This window comes from Paenibacillus sp. Paensp38 (assembly GCF_059491915.1).
Genome location: NZ_CP168516.1, coordinates 2905945 through 2920939, shown reverse-complemented (window position 1 = coordinate 2920939; position 14995 = coordinate 2905945). Strand labels below are relative to the sequence as shown.

At 46.5% G+C, this 14995-nt stretch carries 19 protein-coding genes; all 19 read left to right on the top strand.

Going from position 1 to position 14995, the window contains the following annotated elements; all coding sequences use genetic code 11:
- Positions 1-9: 9 nt before the first annotated feature.
- Positions 10-1026 (top strand): flagellar motor switch protein FliG, encoded by a 1017-nt coding sequence (gene fliG / locus ACEN8J_RS12565; RefSeq protein WP_013309887.1) that lies wholly within the window; start codon positions 10-12, stop codon positions 1024-1026.
- On the top strand, positions 1019-1855 hold the full coding sequence (locus tag ACEN8J_RS12560) for a FliH/SctL family protein (protein WP_165147604.1): 837 nt from the start codon (positions 1019-1021) through the stop codon (positions 1853-1855). The genes fliG and ACEN8J_RS12560 overlap by 8 nt, the downstream gene beginning before the upstream one ends.
- Positions 1842-3161, top strand: a complete 1320-nt coding sequence (gene fliI, locus ACEN8J_RS12555; protein ID WP_029516991.1) for a flagellar protein export ATPase FliI — start codon at positions 1842-1844, stop codon at positions 3159-3161. Before ACEN8J_RS12560 ends, fliI begins: the two co-directional genes overlap by 14 nt.
- A 10-nt stretch (positions 3162-3171) precedes the next feature.
- Positions 3172-3615 carry a flagellar export protein FliJ gene (fliJ, locus tag ACEN8J_RS12550; RefSeq protein WP_029516992.1) on the top strand — a complete coding sequence of 148 codons (444 nt, stop codon included), beginning with the start codon at positions 3172-3174 and terminating at the stop codon, positions 3613-3615.
- A gap of 47 nt (positions 3616-3662) precedes the next feature.
- On the top strand, positions 3663-4646 hold the full coding sequence (locus ACEN8J_RS12545; protein ID WP_341039248.1) for a magnesium transporter MgtE N-terminal domain-containing protein: 984 nt from the start codon (positions 3663-3665) through the stop codon (positions 4644-4646).
- A gap of 26 nt (positions 4647-4672) precedes the next feature.
- Entirely contained in the window at positions 4673-6133 is a 1461-nt protein-coding gene (locus ACEN8J_RS12540) for a flagellar hook-length control protein FliK (protein WP_342435048.1), read from the top strand.
- 19 nt (positions 6134-6152) lie between these two features.
- On the top strand, positions 6153-6686 hold the full coding sequence (locus ACEN8J_RS12535; protein WP_318626667.1) for a flagellar hook capping FlgD N-terminal domain-containing protein: 534 nt from the start codon (positions 6153-6155) through the stop codon (positions 6684-6686).
- A complete protein-coding gene (locus ACEN8J_RS12530; RefSeq protein ID WP_039274704.1) occupies positions 6683-7063 on the top strand; it encodes a TIGR02530 family flagellar biosynthesis protein in 381 nt (126 codons plus the stop codon). The genes ACEN8J_RS12535 and ACEN8J_RS12530 overlap by 4 nt, the downstream gene beginning before the upstream one ends.
- Before the next feature lie 103 nt (positions 7064-7166).
- Positions 7167-7976 (top strand): flagellar basal-body rod protein FlgF, encoded by an 810-nt coding sequence (flgF, locus tag ACEN8J_RS12525; protein ID WP_318626666.1) that lies wholly within the window; start codon positions 7167-7169, stop codon positions 7974-7976.
- A gap of 60 nt (positions 7977-8036) precedes the next feature.
- On the top strand, positions 8037-8261 hold the full coding sequence (locus ACEN8J_RS12520) for a flagellar FlbD family protein (protein ID WP_013309896.1): 225 nt from the start codon (positions 8037-8039) through the stop codon (positions 8259-8261).
- Positions 8258-8731: a flagellar basal body-associated FliL family protein gene (locus tag ACEN8J_RS12515; RefSeq protein ID WP_023988194.1), complete on the top strand. Its 474-nt coding sequence runs from the start codon at positions 8258-8260 to the stop codon at positions 8729-8731. Before ACEN8J_RS12520 ends, ACEN8J_RS12515 begins: the two co-directional genes overlap by 4 nt.
- A gap of 43 nt (positions 8732-8774) precedes the next feature.
- Positions 8775-9773, top strand: a complete 999-nt coding sequence (gene fliM / locus ACEN8J_RS12510; protein WP_029516998.1) for a flagellar motor switch protein FliM — start codon at positions 8775-8777, stop codon at positions 9771-9773.
- On the top strand, positions 9763-11073 hold the full coding sequence (fliY, locus tag ACEN8J_RS12505) for a flagellar motor switch phosphatase FliY (RefSeq protein ID WP_495593546.1): 1311 nt from the start codon (positions 9763-9765) through the stop codon (positions 11071-11073). Before fliM ends, fliY begins: the two co-directional genes overlap by 11 nt.
- A gap of 29 nt (positions 11074-11102) precedes the next feature.
- Positions 11103-11468, top strand: a complete 366-nt coding sequence (locus ACEN8J_RS12500; RefSeq protein WP_010346372.1) for a response regulator — start codon at positions 11103-11105, stop codon at positions 11466-11468.
- A gap of 12 nt (positions 11469-11480) precedes the next feature.
- The gene (locus tag ACEN8J_RS12495) at positions 11481-12014 is read left to right on the top strand and encodes a flagellar biosynthetic protein FliO (RefSeq protein ID WP_029517000.1); all 534 of its coding nucleotides are present in this window, start codon (positions 11481-11483) and stop codon (positions 12012-12014) included.
- The gene (fliP, locus tag ACEN8J_RS12490) at positions 12011-12766 is read left to right on the top strand and encodes a flagellar type III secretion system pore protein FliP (protein WP_013309901.1); all 756 of its coding nucleotides are present in this window, start codon (positions 12011-12013) and stop codon (positions 12764-12766) included. Before ACEN8J_RS12495 ends, fliP begins: the two co-directional genes overlap by 4 nt.
- A gap of 37 nt (positions 12767-12803) precedes the next feature.
- On the top strand, positions 12804-13073 hold the full coding sequence (gene fliQ / locus ACEN8J_RS12485; protein ID WP_007430038.1) for a flagellar biosynthesis protein FliQ: 270 nt from the start codon (positions 12804-12806) through the stop codon (positions 13071-13073).
- Between the two features lie 10 nt (positions 13074-13083).
- Entirely contained in the window at positions 13084-13869 is a 786-nt protein-coding gene (gene fliR / locus ACEN8J_RS12480; protein WP_023988198.1) for a flagellar biosynthetic protein FliR, read from the top strand.
- Positions 13869-14981: a flagellar biosynthesis protein FlhB gene (gene flhB, locus ACEN8J_RS12475; RefSeq protein ID WP_039274693.1), complete on the top strand. Its 1113-nt coding sequence runs from the start codon at positions 13869-13871 to the stop codon at positions 14979-14981. Before fliR ends, flhB begins: the two co-directional genes overlap by 1 nt.
- Positions 14982-14995: the final 14 nt, after the last annotated feature.

The window sequence follows — 14995 nt, the reverse complement described above, 5'->3', positions numbered from 1 at the left end:
GTGAGTTCATTGGCAAAGGCAAGCAGTCAAGGTTTAACGGGAAGACAGAAAGCGGCTATACTTCTGATCACAATGGGACCAGAGGTATCTGCTCAAATATTCAAGCATTTGCGTGATGAGGAGATCGAGCAACTTACATTGGAAATTGCCAATGTGCGGAAGGTCGATGCCATTGAGAAGGACTCCATCATGGCCGAGTTTCATCAAATTTGTTTGGCTCAGGAGTACATTTCCCAAGGCGGTATTAATTACGCTAAAGAAATATTGGAAAAAGCACTCGGATCGCAAAAAGCAGTTGAGGTCATTAACCGTCTAACAGCGACGTTACAGGTAAGACCCTTCGATTTTGCCCGCAAAGCTGATCCAAACCAGATATTGAATTTTATACAGAATGAGAATCCGCAAACGATTGCTCTCGTGCTTTCGTACTTGCAATTCGAGCAGGCGGCTGCAATTCTGTCGTCTCTGCCACAGGAAAAGCAGGCAGATGTGGCCCGGCGTGTCGCTGTCATGGACAGTACATCTCCGGAAGTTATTTCCCAGGTGGAACGAGTGTTGGAGCAAAAGCTGTCTGCAACCGCGACGCAGGATTATACGAATGCAGGTGGTATTGAGTCCATTGTTCAGATTTTGAATGGCGTAGACCGCGGAACCGAACGTACGATTCTCGACTCGCTTGAAATTCAAGATCCAGAACTGGCTGAGGAAATTAAGAAAAGAATGTTCGTGTTCGAGGATATCGTCAATGTGGACAACCGTTCCATTCAGCGCATTGTCCGCGATATCGACAATGCAGATTTGCAATTGGCGCTTAAAGTATCCAGTGAAGAAGTACGTGATGTGATTTTCCGAAATATGTCGAAACGTATGGCAGAAACCTTCAAAGAGGAAATGGAGTACATGGGGCCGGTGCGGTTGCGTGATGTGGAAGAAGCACAGACACGTATCGTATCGACGATCCGCAGATTGGAAGAGGCCGGTGAGATTATAATCGCACGCGGCGGAGGAGATGACATCATTGTCTAACTTGATCAAATCTTTCCAATATATTCCTGTAGAGGCTTTGAAAACAATTGATGTGGCACATACGTATGCGCCAGAAACGACGGACGAAGAAATCACAACTGAATATACGGAGCCGGAGCCTCAGCGAGATCATGAGGCTGAACGGCTACGGGATGAAATGCTGAAAGATGCTAAGGATTTTGCCGAACGTCAGGTTCGCGAGGCAGCTGAAGAAGCGGAACGGATGCTTCAGGAGGCGCAGCAGCAGATTGAAGCCTGGTGGCAGGAGCGACGCGAGCATGACGATCAGCTGACTCAGTCGTTAAAGGCTGATGGGTTTCAGCAAGGATATGAAGAAGGTCAGAAGCTGGCTGAGGCCGAGCTTCAGACGAAATCAGAGCAGATGATGGAAGAAGCACAGGATATTCTACGTCAGGCCTATGAGATAAAGGAACAACTAATTCAGGAAGCTGAGCCTTTTCTGGTTGAACTGAGTAGTGCTATTGCTGAGAAGGTCATTGAGAAACAGCTTAGCCTTGAGCCGGACTACACAATTGAATTAATTCGTAAAAATTTGGCTCGTAAGCGGGAAAAAGGAACCATTACATTGTGTGTGTCGCCTCAGCATTTCGCATTTGTGCAAGGTGCACGAGAAGAATTGTCATTAACTGTCGATTCGCAGGCAGAACTGCAAATTATTCCTGATGGTACCGTGAAAGATCGCGGTTGTGTTATCCGTTCTTCTTTTGGGAGCGTGGATGCGCGGATTGATACGCAATTAGCTGAGATCAAAAAGGAACTACTGCGTCTGGCACATGAGAATGAGGAGCGAAGACATGAAGGGGCTTAATACGCAGCGCTACATGGATCATTTGCGCCAGCTGGACCCGGTTCGGGTAAATGGCAAGGTTACGCAGGTTATCGGCCTGATGGTTGAATCGGAAGGTCCGGATGCCAGTATCGGGGATGTTTGTTACATTTATCCGGGTAAAACGGCAAAGCCGTTGCAAGCGGAGGTTGTAGGCTTCAGGGACAATAAAGTGCTTCTAATGCCACTTGGAGAACTGCAATCCATTGGTCCCGGTTGTGATGTAGTAGGAACAGGGAAACCGTTGAATGTGCAGGTCGGGTCGGAACTGTTAGGCAAGGTGCTGGACGGCTTGGGTCAGCCTCTGGATGGCTCATTGATTCCCTCGCGAATGGCGAGATATTCAACCTTCAATATTCCGTCCAATCCGCTGAATCGTCCGCGGGTGCAGGAACCAATCAGTATCGGGGTGCGCGCTATTGACGGGTTGCTTACTATCGGTAAAGGACAACGGGTTGGTATTTTTGCAGGTTCGGGTGTAGGTAAAAGTACCTTGATGGGAATGATTGCCCGTAATACGGAAGCTGATGTGAATGTAATCGCCTTGATCGGGGAACGTGGACGCGAGGTGCTGGACTTTATTGAACGGGATTTAGGTCCGGAGGGACTAGAACGTTCCGTGGTCATTGTGGCAACTTCCGACCAACCTGCGTTAATCCGTATTAAGGGTGCACTTATTGCAACGACGATCGCGGAATATTTTCGGGACCGCGGGTTGAATGTCATGCTGATGATGGATTCAGTTACCCGGTATGCGATGGCCCAACGTGAAGTCGGCCTAGCCGTAGGGGAGCCACCGGCAATGAGAGGGTACACACCTTCCGTGTTTGCTAGTCTACCTAAGCTTCTAGAACGTGCAGGGACAGGCCCTACTGGCTCCATAACCGCTTTCTATACGGTACTGGTCGATGGTGATGATATGAACGAGCCCATCGCGGATGCGGTGCGCGGGATTTTGGATGGACACATTGTCTTGAATCGTGGAATTGCGAACAAAGGACATTTTCCGGCAATCGATGTGTTAGCGAGTATTAGCCGGGTTATGAAGGATATCGCACCACGAGATCAGATAGACGCTGCCGAGAACATTAAGCGCTTGATGGCCATTTACAAAGATTCGGAGGACCTGATTAATATTGGGGCCTATCAGCAGGGTTCAAATGCAGAAATTGACGAATCCATGGAGCGTATACGGGATATATGGGATTTTACAAGACAAAGAACAGATGAAAAGGCTGAGCTGGACGAGGTAAGAGAGCGTTTGATTTCTGAATTTACGAGGAGATGAAGGTTGAACGATGAGATTTCAGTATTCCTTTCAGAAAGTTGTAGACTTGAAAACCAACGAAAAGTCACAGGCCGAATGGTTGCTTTCCAGTGCTGTTGGACAATTGCAGGCTGAGGAGCAGACATTAACACAGCTTGTAGGCGAAAGGAATCGAGTCATATCAGCCATTCAAAAGGCTGCCGAGGATTGCGCACCACTCTCTACCATTCAGGAATTACAGGCTTATGTTAATCATCTGGACCAATGTATTACACGCAAGCATAGGGATGTTCAATATGCGCAGCAAAATGTGCAAAGCAAACAAACCGTTTTGACCGATAAAATGCTGGATGAACAGGTTTGGCTGAAAGCGAGAGAGAAGGCCAACGTGAAATTCCAACAGGAAGTGCTCCTGCGCGAGCAGAACGAGCTGGATGAAATGGCTTCCGTGCGATTTGCCATGAAAGCCCGGTAAGCGGAAAGTCATAGGATACGCATATCAGCTGCCTGAGGAGGAAGACGATGGCACAGAAGTTAGCAGAAAATGAACTGGACATTGATTTAGGAAAAGAATCAGGCGGGGGATTTGAACGGTTTATGTTTTTCCTGATTCCGATTGTGTTCACAATCGTTCTGGTCGGGGTCCTGCTTACATTGTTCAATATGGACTTCAGAAGCGAAATGATTTCATTAGGGAACAAAATACCAGTTGTTAAAAATTGGGTACCTGAACCGAAAGATAAGGCTACACAGACGAAAGAGGCAGATCAAAAGGCTCAGTCCGAAAGTTCTGAAGCAACCATTCAGCAGTTAAAGGCAGATCTAGCCAAGCAGACGGAGGAGCTTAAAAAGGCTACCGCTGCTAAGACGACACAAGATAAAAAGGTTACTGAACTGCAGAATCAGGTCAATACGCTCCAAACGCAACAGGAACAGCAGCCACAGGCCAGTCAGCAGGGACAGGCTGGTACGCAAACTACAGGTGGAACAACAAATGAAGATCCTTATGTAAAACAGGCCAGAGATCTTGCTAGTATGTATGAAGGAATGACAGCTAGTAAAGCGGCACCGATTATGGAGAATCTGACTACGGAAGAGACTGTGCAGCTGCTAAGCTACATGGACCCTGCCAACAGTGCGAAGATTTTGCAAAAGATGGACGCTAAAAAAGCAGCCGATATTACTATGGCTCTGAAAAACGTAACGCCATCTACGGATTTGTCAGTTGCTGCGTTGCAGTCTCGTCTGAAAAAGGATCAAGGTACCACAGCTGGCACGACGAGTAAGAGTTTGCAAAGCACTCAAATCAGTAGCACATTTGCTTCCATGGACAAGAAGAGCGGTGCCGAACTTATTTTGCAAACTTACAAAATCAGTCCAGACAAGGCATTAAACATATTAAATACAGTAGATGATTCGACACGTGGTTCTTTACTACAAAATATGTCTGCCAAGGATGCGGCTCAGACCGCAAAAATTTTAAACAAACTGATGGGCAGTAAGTAATTTAAATGAAGGGAGGTGAAAAATAAATGACCCTTATTTCTCAAAGTGTATCGCTCGGCTCCAGTCAGACAGCTAGCAGTACAACGGCCTCAACAACGACTACAGCCACAGCTGCTGGAGCAACCACGGGTGCTTTTAATCAAACACTTACGCAAATGATGACAGGCGGGCAAACGGGCTCAGCAGGCACAGATGCGAACGGTTCTCCATTAGTTATGGTACTCCCGCTTATTGCGACTGGAGAATCCACGGAAGCTCCAACGGAGTCGCTGGTCGAAACACTGGCTCCTTTGCTGCAGAATCTCGAAAAGTTGGATGATCAAGTAGCTGCCGATCCTGCTCTGCTTGCAACTCTTCAAGCTTGGATTCAGCAAGTACAACAGTTTTTGCAAGGCGACGGAACAAATCAACAGTTAAACGGTGGAGAAACGACAGAGGCGACAGGCTTAACAGCCTTGGCAGCCAACCCGGCTACTCTTCGATTTGCATTGCAGGACGCTTTGTCACAACTTGCCAATGTAGCAGAGCAGGCTTCTGGAGACCAAAAGTCCCAGGTGACACAGTTGCTACAATCGCTCCAAAGCGCAACGGCAGGTACGGGAGCAATTTCCGATGAGCAGTGGAATGGTGTAATGAAAGCTGTGGAACTTGCTGATGGTGGGGATTCACAAGCAGTTCAGCCTTCTGCAAATCGAACAAATGGTACTCAGACCGTAGCTACAGCCACTACAGACAAACAGGTTGTTGCTTCTCAGCAGCAAGCTAGTCAAGGCGAAACTAATCAACAAGGTTCAGAAGGGCAACGTTCATCAACTAATATTCTCGTTCAGTCTGCAGTTAAGACGACTGCAACGGATGAAGCGAGTGCATTCGTAGATGCAACTGAGCAAGCGGATTCGACAGCAACTGACAATCAGACTCCAGTGATCACGACTGCGGGACAGCTTTCGGTACAAACGCAAGGAACAACACCTTCGGCTCCGGCTCAACCAGTCGTACATGTGCGGCAATTTGCCAAGGAGATGACCGAATTTGTAGTGCAGAAACTTGACATTGTAAAACACACTGGCTTGACGGAAGCGACTATCATGCTTCGTCCAGATCATCTGGGCCAGCTGGAGGTTAAGCTGACAATGCAAAATGGTCATCTGGTTGCCCAGTTCATGACTGAGCATAGCGGAGCGAAGGATTTGCTGGAACAGCAAATGTCGCAGCTGCGTTCGAGTCTCCAGAGCCAAGGTATCCAGGTGGATAAGGTAGAAGTCACGCACAATGAGTCGCTTTCCTCCCATATGTATCAGGATGGGCGCGGATCTGGAGCTAATCAGCAGCAGCAGCAATCCAATCAACGTTCCAAAGCTCGTGGTAGAGAAGAGAGCGAAGATGCTATGAAGGTAGCTGAAATGGCAGAGGAACTCCGTAACTGGACAGCAGAACAACGTGCAGATGATATAAATCGGACAGGCTCCTTTACAGCACAAGCGTAATGATGGAGGTGAGAACACAATGACGACGACAGACAACAATGTATCCACCAGCAACGTCTGGCCGAATTACAATGTGAACAATGTCAAAACGGCGAGTGCTAAGGATACTAAGACTATGGGTAAAGATCAATTTCTGAAAATTTTGATCACCCAGCTACAAAATCAGGATCCGATGCAGCCTTTGGAGGATAAAGAATTTATCGCTCAAATGGCCCAGTTTTCCTCAGTGGAACAACTGATGAACATTTCTACGCAGTTGAATGCATTGGGACAGTCTTTGGGTACGGCTTCCGGTTTGATAGGAAAAGAAGTCAGCTGGATTGAGGCAGGTAAAAAAGACTCCATCACAGGTGAAACAGGTGCGGGTACCGTAAAAAGTGGAATCGTGGATTCTATCGTTATTCGCGACGGTGTGCAGTATGCCAAAATGGGAGCGGCTGAGGTGGCATTAAAAGATGTAACATCAGTGAGTCAGGCTAATACAACGACTCCCGCTACAAATACATCGGATACTTCATCTTCTTCCTCTACTGGAAGCGGTGAGAACTCATGAATGATAGAATGACGGTCGGACGCCTTTTTCCCGCCAACGTGCCCCCGGCAGCAATCTCACAAAACCGAGTAAATTCGGTATCCAAGGATGCCAGACCGTTCGGTCAGGTGTTGCAGGAACAGGTGCTCAAGCTGAGCAACCATGCAGCCAAGCGTCTGGAGCAGCGGGGAATAGAGTTGAGAAGTGACCAAATGGCGAAAATCAACTCTGCTGTGGATAAAGCAGCTGCCAAAGGCGCCAAAGAATCATTGATTTTAATGCAGGATATGGCTTTGATTGTAAGTGTACCTAATCGAACAGTTGTTACCGCGATGGATAAGAAGTCCATGGAGGATAACGTATTTACGCAGATAGATAGTGCTGTAATTATTTCATAAAAATGTATATGGAGTGGCTGGCCCGAATAGGAAAGCCATGAAAAAGCCGCGGATCGACTGATGCGGTCAACTAAGCAACCAATCAGAGGAGGATTTATACTCAATGTTGAGATCAATGTATTCAGGTGTATCGGGCATGAAGGGCTTTCAAACAAAGCTGGACGTTATCGGTAACAACATTGCAAACGTAAATACTACAGGCTTCAAGTCCAGCCGAGTGATGTTCAAAGATATCTTGAGCCAAACCAGTTCGGGTGCAAGTGCGCCTGACGCTACGACAACTGCAGGTCAAAATGCCAAGCAGGTTGGTCTAGGGGTGTCCGTCAGCTCAATTGATACCCTGCACCTTCCGGGTAGTGCAATGACTACCAATAATCCGACGGATTTGCGGATTAACGGTGACGGATTTTTCCTGATCAAAATGAATGATGCACAGGAAGTCCCTTATCTGACTCGTGCGGGTGATTTCCACATAGACGCAAACCGAAATCTGGTTACTGCAGATGGATTTTTTGTAGGAGATGCGGGTGGAGATCCAATCACACTTGCTGACAATGTTACGGCAGTCTCTATCTCGCAGGATGGTACGATTGTACAGCAGCTGGATGATGGTACAGTAGATAATGGCACGCAAATTGGTATAGCCAGAGTTACAAACCCAGAAGGTTTGGAGAAAATTGGAGGCAGCCTGTATCGTACAACGGTCAACTCCAACATTGATGCCATTGAGCCAGGAGCAGCCAACTCAGAGGGCCGTGGAGCTATTATCGCGGGTCAGCTGGAAATGTCCAACGTTGATCTGACAGGCGAATTTACCGAAATGATCGTAGCTCAGCGCGGATTCCAAGCGAACTCGCGTATCATTACGACCTCGGATGAAGTGCTTCAGGAAGTTGTAAACTTGAAACGATAATCTCATTTAAACGCGGAGGAGTAGAGGCTCCTCCGCACCTATCAGGAGGTTGGTATTACGATGATCCCGTTAACGCGGCTGAACGGCTCGCCTATGTGGCTTAATGCGCTGCTCATTGAGACTGTGGAGGAAACACCGGATACATACGTCACTTTGGTGACGGGGAAACGGTTGATTGTATTGGAAAAAGCGGCAGATGTCGTCTCCTTGATCAAGGGTTACAGCCGTGAAATCGGCATGCATGCCGCCACGATAAAAGTGCAACAAATGGAGGAAGACGAATGAAGAAGATGCTGCCATGGCTCATTACAATTTTACTCGCGATTACTTTGATTGCAGGCGCGGCCTTTGTACTTATACCAGCGCTTAGCGGGAAGAAGTCGGAAGTCATACCGAATGCGCAAGCTGCTCAGGCAGAACAACTTCCAAGATTGTCAGCAGATGAATTGGTGGAAGTGAGCTCTGAAATTACCGGTATCAAAACAAATCTGGCAGACGCAGATTACATTGTTCAGATGAACCTATCTTTTCAATTGAACGATGCCAAAGCAAAAGAATCTTTTGAAAAAATCAAAGACATCAGTATTAAGCCCATCGTTATTCAATTACTTGCAGACACCAAACCTGATGAGCTCAGAACGGCTAAAGGCCGGGACCAGTTCAGTGACAAGCTGACGGATCTCATCAACAAGTCGCTCCCTGAAGGTCACCTGGGGAACGCCAAAATTACAGACTTTTTGCTGGCAGCCATTTGATTCCAGGTGAACTTGTCAGGAACACGTAAGGGGGTGAATAACATTGGTGGATGTACTGTCACAAGGGGAAATTGATGCCCTTTTAGCAGCTCTTTCGTCCGGTGAAATGGATGCGGAAGAACTTAAAAAGGAAGATACCCAAAAGAAAGTTCGCGCTTATGATTTCAAAAGAGCGCTTAGATTTTCCAAGGATCATATACGGAGTCTGACGCGGATACACGAGAACTTTGCACGGTATCTGACCACATATTTTTCAGCGCAGCTTCGTACTTTTGTCCAAATTAATGTCGTTCAGGTGGAGCAACTTCCTTATGATGAATTCATTCGCTCCATTCCGAAAATGACCATTCTAAACATTTTTGAAGCTGAACCGCTGGAAGGCCGTATGGTGCTTGAGGTTCACCCGAACGTTGCTTATGCCATGTTGGACAGGCTTCTCGGAGGAACAGGTTCGGCACCGTCAAAGGTTACTGCGTTGACCGAAATCGAGACGACGATTATGGAGCGAATTTTCAGTCGTACCTTTGATAGCCTGCAAGAGGCTTGGAAAACGGTACTGGACATTGAACCGCGCCTAGAGGCGATGGAAACAAATCCGCAGTTCATGCAGATTGTCTCGCCGAATGAAACGATTGCTCTGATTTCGCTTAGTACCAAAATTGGTGATACCACAGGGATGATTAACCTCTGTATCCCGCATGTGGTATTGGAACCTATTATGGCTAGACTGTCCACGCACCAGTGGTTTACATCCGAAAAGAAATCAAGGGCGCCCGAAGAGATTGACGCCTTGAGATTACGGGTCACCAAAGCAGAGCTCCCTATTATTGCGGAGTTGGGTGAATCCCGGATAAATGTAGCCGAGTTTCTGGGTCTTTCGGTCGGGGATGTCATTTCATTGAACAAACCTGTCAAAGAAGGACTATCCATCCGGGTAGGCGAGAAATTGAAGTTTATGGGAAGTCCCGGCATGGTAAGAGATCGTGTTGCCGTACAAATTGATGAAATTGTCAACGAAGGAGTTGAAGAAATTGACGAGTAAAGACTATTTGTCCCAGGAGGAAATCGATGCCTTGCTGAAACAGTCTGAAGCGGGGACGGATTCTACTCCCGCAGGCAAGACCGTTGACGATTTTCTGACTCCTCTGGAGCAGGATGCTCTCGGGGAAATCGGTAATATAACGTTCGGCAGCGCAGCTACGGCTCTTTCCACACTGCTCGGTCAAAAGGTGGATATTACGACACCTAAAGTTTCAATTATTACCCGTTCTGAATTTGAAACTGCATTTCCAAAGCCACACGTAGCTGTACATGTAAATTATGTCGATGGATTCGAGGGTATTAACTCACTCGTAATCAAAAAGCGTGATGCACAAGTGATAGCGGACTTAATGCTTGGTGGTGAAGGAAACCCAGCAGATGAAGAATTGAATGAAATCCACATTAGTGCTGTGCAGGAAGCGATGAACCAGATGATGGGATCGTCGGCGACCTCAATGTCTACTATGTTTAATCGTTTTGTTAATATCTCTCCACCGGGGATTGATATTTTGGATCCTATGCACGGTGATGGAGTATCCAGTCTGCCGGATGAAGAGACGCTCATCACAGTCTCCTTCCGGTTATTGATCGGGGATCTTATTGACTCTACGCTGATGCAACTGTTACCTGTTAATTTCGCCAAAAAAATGGTGAGCATCCTAATGAATGGCGGAGAGGATGAAGAACAACCGCAAGCGTCTGCACAGCAGGTAGCTGCAACAGCTGCTCCCGAAGTGCCGCAACAAGCTAGCGTTCCGCAGCAACCGCCTGCACCAGCCTATCATCAGCCACCTGCAGCCGCGCAGGCGCCGCAAGACGCAGGCTATGGACAACAACCGCCAATGTATCCTCAAGACCCGGGATATGGGCAGCAGGGCGCTCCAGGCTATGGAACACCGGGTTATGGAATGCCAGCTGGTGTACCGCCGCAAGCTCCTTACGGAACGCCTCATCACTACGGCGCAGTACCGGGACGTAATGTAAATGTACAACCTGTACAATTTTCTAACTTGCAGTCCGGTGCATTTGCGCAAGTGGATGAAAACAATTTAAATTTATTGATGGACATTCCCCTTAGAGTCACCGTAGAATTAGGAAGGACCCAAAAGCAAATTAAAGATATTCTGGAGCTCTCACAAGGTTCAATTATTGAACTAGACAAGCTTGCTGGGGAGCCGGTGGACATTTTGGTAAACAACAAACTGATTGCCAAGGGCGAGGTTGTCGTAATCGACGAGAACTTTGGTGTGCGCGTAACAGATATTGTAAGTCAATGGGACCGTATTCAAAAATTACAATAAAAGCATAATTTAGGGAGGATTTATTTCAGATGGCAAACCGTATTTTGATCGTGGACGATGCTGCATTTATGAGAATGATGATTCGGGACATCCTGTCCAAAAATGGATTTGAGGTAGTAGGAGAGGCCCAAGATGGATCACAGGCCATTGAAAAATTCAAGGAGCTTCGTCCGGACCTGATTACGATGGATATCACGATGCCTGAAATGGACGGCATTGCCGCTCTGAAGGAAATCAAACAAATTGACGCGAATGCAAAGGTTATCATGTGTTCCGCGATGGGTCAGCAAGCAATGGTTATTGATGCCATTCAAGCTGGCGCAAAAGATTTTATCGTTAAGCCTTTCCAATCGGATCGGGTTATCGAAGCCATCAACAAAACACTGGGTGTCTAAGGCGCACCCAGTATGGATACACAACAGGGTGCCTCTGACGCATTGAGTACATCCAGCAATATAGGCAACATTGCCTGGGTCCTTTTCGTGCTAATCTTTATCATCGTACTGATCGTGTACTTGATACGGTTTTTGAGTAAAAGAAATCAGAGCTGGTTCAGCAACCGCTCCGTTCGCATACTGGGAGGCGTGGGACTGGGTCCCAATAAATCCCTTCAGCTTGTTGAAGTAGGTAGCAGTGTGTACCTCATTGGTGTGGGAGAAGATATCCAGCTTGTTGACAAAGTATCCGATCCTGAAGAAGTGGAGCAAATTTTGGCCGCACTGGAGCAGGAAGCTTCTCTGCAGCGCGGCCCGATTGCCCCGCTATTCGCTAAAATTGCGGATAAGCTTCGCCGGAACAACGCGGCACAGCAGCAGCCTGAAGAGGAGACATCTTTTCACGAGATGTTTGAATCCAAGCTTCGGCAAATGCCGAATCGCAAGGATAAACTTGAAAAGCTGCGCAATGAGGAGAATACTACAGATCGGTCGGGAGATTCATGAGAAAAAAGATTATACTTGCATGTTTGCTGCTTGTCTTGTTCAGCTTCATTTCGGTGACGGCGGCCTCTGCGGAACCGATTCCGAACATTGATATTCAAGTCGGCAATTCGGACAAAGGACAGCCCGGTGCCACCTCGCTGTCTATTATTTTACTTATTACTGTCATTAGTGTAGCGCCCGCGTTGCTTGTACTTATGACAAGTTTTACGCGAATTGTGATTGTGCTTGGCTTTGTGCGAACTTCGCTGGGAACCCAGCAGATGCCGCCTAATCAGGTGCTTGTTGGACTGGCTTTGTTTCTCACTTTATTCATTATGGCACCGACGTTCTCAGCTATGAATGAAACTGCGCTTCAGCCGTATCTCAAGGGGGATATAACACAGTCTCAGGCGCTGGACAAGGCATCGGTACCGATCAAGACCTTTATGTTCTCTCATACACGTGAGAAGGATCTACTGCTCTTTATGAAATACACCAAGATGGAAAAACCAAAGAATTATCAGGATATTCCACTAACGGTGATGGTTCCGGCTTATGCAATCAGTGAGTTGAAAACGGCCTTTCAGATGGGCTTTATGATTTTCATACCATTTTTAGTTATAGACATTGTAGTGTCGAGTACACTCATGGCTATGGGGATGATGATGCTACCACCGGTAATGATTTCACTTCCTTTTAAAATACTGCTCTTTGTACTTGTAGATGGTTGGTATTTGGTAGTCAAATCGTTGCTTCTAAGTTTTAACACATGAGTACTTCATGCAAGGACAGCAATCAAGGAGGACGGCAATGACTTCGGAGTTTATTATTTCCCTGGCTGGGCAAGCGGTGTACATTGTACTCAAGGTGAGCGCTCCGATGCTGATTTTGGGGCTAGTCGTGGGTTTGATTATCAGCATTTTTCAGGCGACAACCCAAATTCAGGAGCAGACACTGGCCTTTGTTCCGAAGATTGTCGCCGTATTGCTGGCATTGCTTTTGTTCGGGCCTTGGATATTGACCACATTAGTGGACTTTACGTATAACATTCTGGACAATTTGTACAAATATATAGGTTAGGCTGAATGTTATGAACATATTGTTACAAAGTTTTCCTGTTTTTTTGCTGATTTTTTGTCGGATTACCTCATTTTTTGTAGTAGCGCCTATTTTTTCGACCCGAGGTGTACCTAATATCTTTAAGGTCGGAATTTCAGGATTTCTAGCTTTGGTCGTGTATCTTACATATGGAACGCATCAACAGGTACCGACCGATGTAGCGTATGTGCTGTTAGTGGGCCGTGAAGTGCTGATTGGGTTGTTATTGGGATTTACTGCATATCTGTTCATGACAGCGATCCAAACCGCAGGTTCATTTATAGATTTACAGGTGGGGTTCGGAATGGCAAGTGTGTTTGATCCCATGACAGGGGCTTCAACGCCTTTAACAGGGAATTTTAAGTTTGCCATAGCTGTATTGTTCTTTTTAAGTATAAATGGGCACCATCATCTGCTAAATGCTATCTTATACAGCTATGATTGGGTACCGTTGACAAATGATTTTTTTGTAAAGCTGTATGGTGGCAGTGTAACTGAATTTCTGGTACGTTCTTTTGCGGAATCATTTATGCTGGCCTTTCAAATTGCTGCCCCCATTGTAGTAGCTACCTTTTTAACGGATGTGGGACTCGGTTTTTTAGCTAAAACAGCGCCACAATTCAACATTTTTGTCATTGGTGTACCTCTTAAAATTATTGTGGGACTGTTCATGTTACTGCTTCTCATGCCAAGTTTTGCTTTTATATTCGAAAGATTGTTTTCTGTGATGTTCGAATCCATGCGCAACTTGTTGGATATTATGGGTAATCGTCCTTAATGTCTGGTCTGGAGGAACGTAGTTTGTCATTTAAATATGCTATGAACCTGCAGTTGTTCTCAGGGGAAAAAACGGAAAAAGCTACACCCAAAAAGAAACAGGATGCAAGACAAAAAGGGCAGGTTGCCAAAAGCATGGAGTTGCCCGCCGCTGGTGTCCTGTTGGTTACGTTTTTTTGCCTCATGATTTTCGGCGGGTATTTTAAGGACCATGCGGTTCGACTATTTCGAGATATTTTTGTGAATCGGCTTTCTATGGAGGTAACGCCGAACACAACGCTGCTGATGATGGGCGAATATGGCGTGCAAATCTTAATTATGCTGGCACCTATTTTTATTGGGGCCATTGTCATTGGGATAGCAGCGAATTACATGCAGATCGGTTTTTTATTAACCGGAGAGGGCATTACGCCCAAGTTTAGCAAGATTGATCCGATTAAAGGATTCAAAAATATTTTTTCCATGAGGTCATTGGTTGAATTCCTGAAATCTGTTTTAAAGATGACCGTAATTGGTTATCTGGTGTACAGCGTACTCTGGAAAACAAAGGCTGACCTACCCAAACTGGCTGAAATGTCCGGCGATCAGATGTTGAGCTTTACAGCTTCATTAACGATGGAACTGGGGCTCAAAATTGGTGTGGTGCTGTTCGTTTTAGCGGTATTGGACTATATGTATCAACGTTATGAGCATGAGAAAAACCTGAAAATGTCCAAACAGGACATCAAGGATGAATACAAAAAAATGGAGGGTGACCCGCTGATCAAAGGGAAAATTCGCGAGCGTCAGCGCCGTATGGCTATGCAGCGTATGATGCAGGAGGTTCCTAATGCAGATGTCATCATTACCAACCCTACGCACTTTGCTGTGGCTTTGAAATATGACGGTTCGGAGATGGAAGCGCCGCAGATTATTGCGAAAGGGCAAGATTACGTTGCACTCCGAATTAAAGAAATTGCCAAGCAAAACGGCGTTATAACGATGGAAAACAAGCCGCTGGCGCGGGCGCTGTTTCAAAGAGCCGAAATCGGGGATGCGATACCAGCTGATCTGTTCCAGGCCGTTGCCGAAGTGCTGGCGTATGTATATAAATTAAAAGGTAAAGTGAAATAAAGGGATCGGAGGGC

What these genes read in the sequence shown, in the direction of transcription:
- fliQ (WP_007430038.1), top strand. Translation starts at nt 12,804, where the DNA reads ATGACTTCGGAGTTTATTATTTCCCTGGCTGGGCAAGCGGTGTACATT.
- flhB (WP_039274693.1), top strand. Translation starts at nt 13,869, where the DNA reads ATGTCTGGTCTGGAGGAACGTAGTTTGTCATTTAAATATGCTATGAAC.
- fliI (WP_029516991.1), top strand. Translation starts at nt 1,842, where the DNA reads ATGAAGGGGCTTAATACGCAGCGCTACATGGATCATTTGCGCCAGCTG.
- fliR (WP_023988198.1), top strand. Translation starts at nt 13,084, where the DNA reads ATGAACATATTGTTACAAAGTTTTCCTGTTTTTTTGCTGATTTTTTGT.
- ACEN8J_RS12500 (WP_010346372.1), top strand. Translation starts at nt 11,103, where the DNA reads ATGGCAAACCGTATTTTGATCGTGGACGATGCTGCATTTATGAGAATG.
- fliP (WP_013309901.1), top strand. Translation starts at nt 12,011, where the DNA reads ATGAGAAAAAAGATTATACTTGCATGTTTGCTGCTTGTCTTGTTCAGC.
- ACEN8J_RS12515 (WP_023988194.1), top strand. Translation starts at nt 8,258, where the DNA reads ATGAAGAAGATGCTGCCATGGCTCATTACAATTTTACTCGCGATTACT.
- fliJ (WP_029516992.1), top strand. Translation starts at nt 3,172, where the DNA reads ATGAGATTTCAGTATTCCTTTCAGAAAGTTGTAGACTTGAAAACCAAC.
- ACEN8J_RS12530 (WP_039274704.1), top strand. Translation starts at nt 6,683, where the DNA reads ATGAATGATAGAATGACGGTCGGACGCCTTTTTCCCGCCAACGTGCCC.
- ACEN8J_RS12520 (WP_013309896.1), top strand. Translation starts at nt 8,037, where the DNA reads ATGATCCCGTTAACGCGGCTGAACGGCTCGCCTATGTGGCTTAATGCG.
- ACEN8J_RS12495 (WP_029517000.1), top strand. Translation starts at nt 11,481, where the DNA reads ATGGATACACAACAGGGTGCCTCTGACGCATTGAGTACATCCAGCAAT.
- ACEN8J_RS12540 (WP_342435048.1), top strand. Translation starts at nt 4,673, where the DNA reads ATGACCCTTATTTCTCAAAGTGTATCGCTCGGCTCCAGTCAGACAGCT.
- ACEN8J_RS12535 (WP_318626667.1), top strand. Translation starts at nt 6,153, where the DNA reads ATGACGACGACAGACAACAATGTATCCACCAGCAACGTCTGGCCGAAT.
- flgF (WP_318626666.1), top strand. Translation starts at nt 7,167, where the DNA reads ATGTTGAGATCAATGTATTCAGGTGTATCGGGCATGAAGGGCTTTCAA.
- ACEN8J_RS12545 (WP_341039248.1), top strand. Translation starts at nt 3,663, where the DNA reads ATGGCACAGAAGTTAGCAGAAAATGAACTGGACATTGATTTAGGAAAA.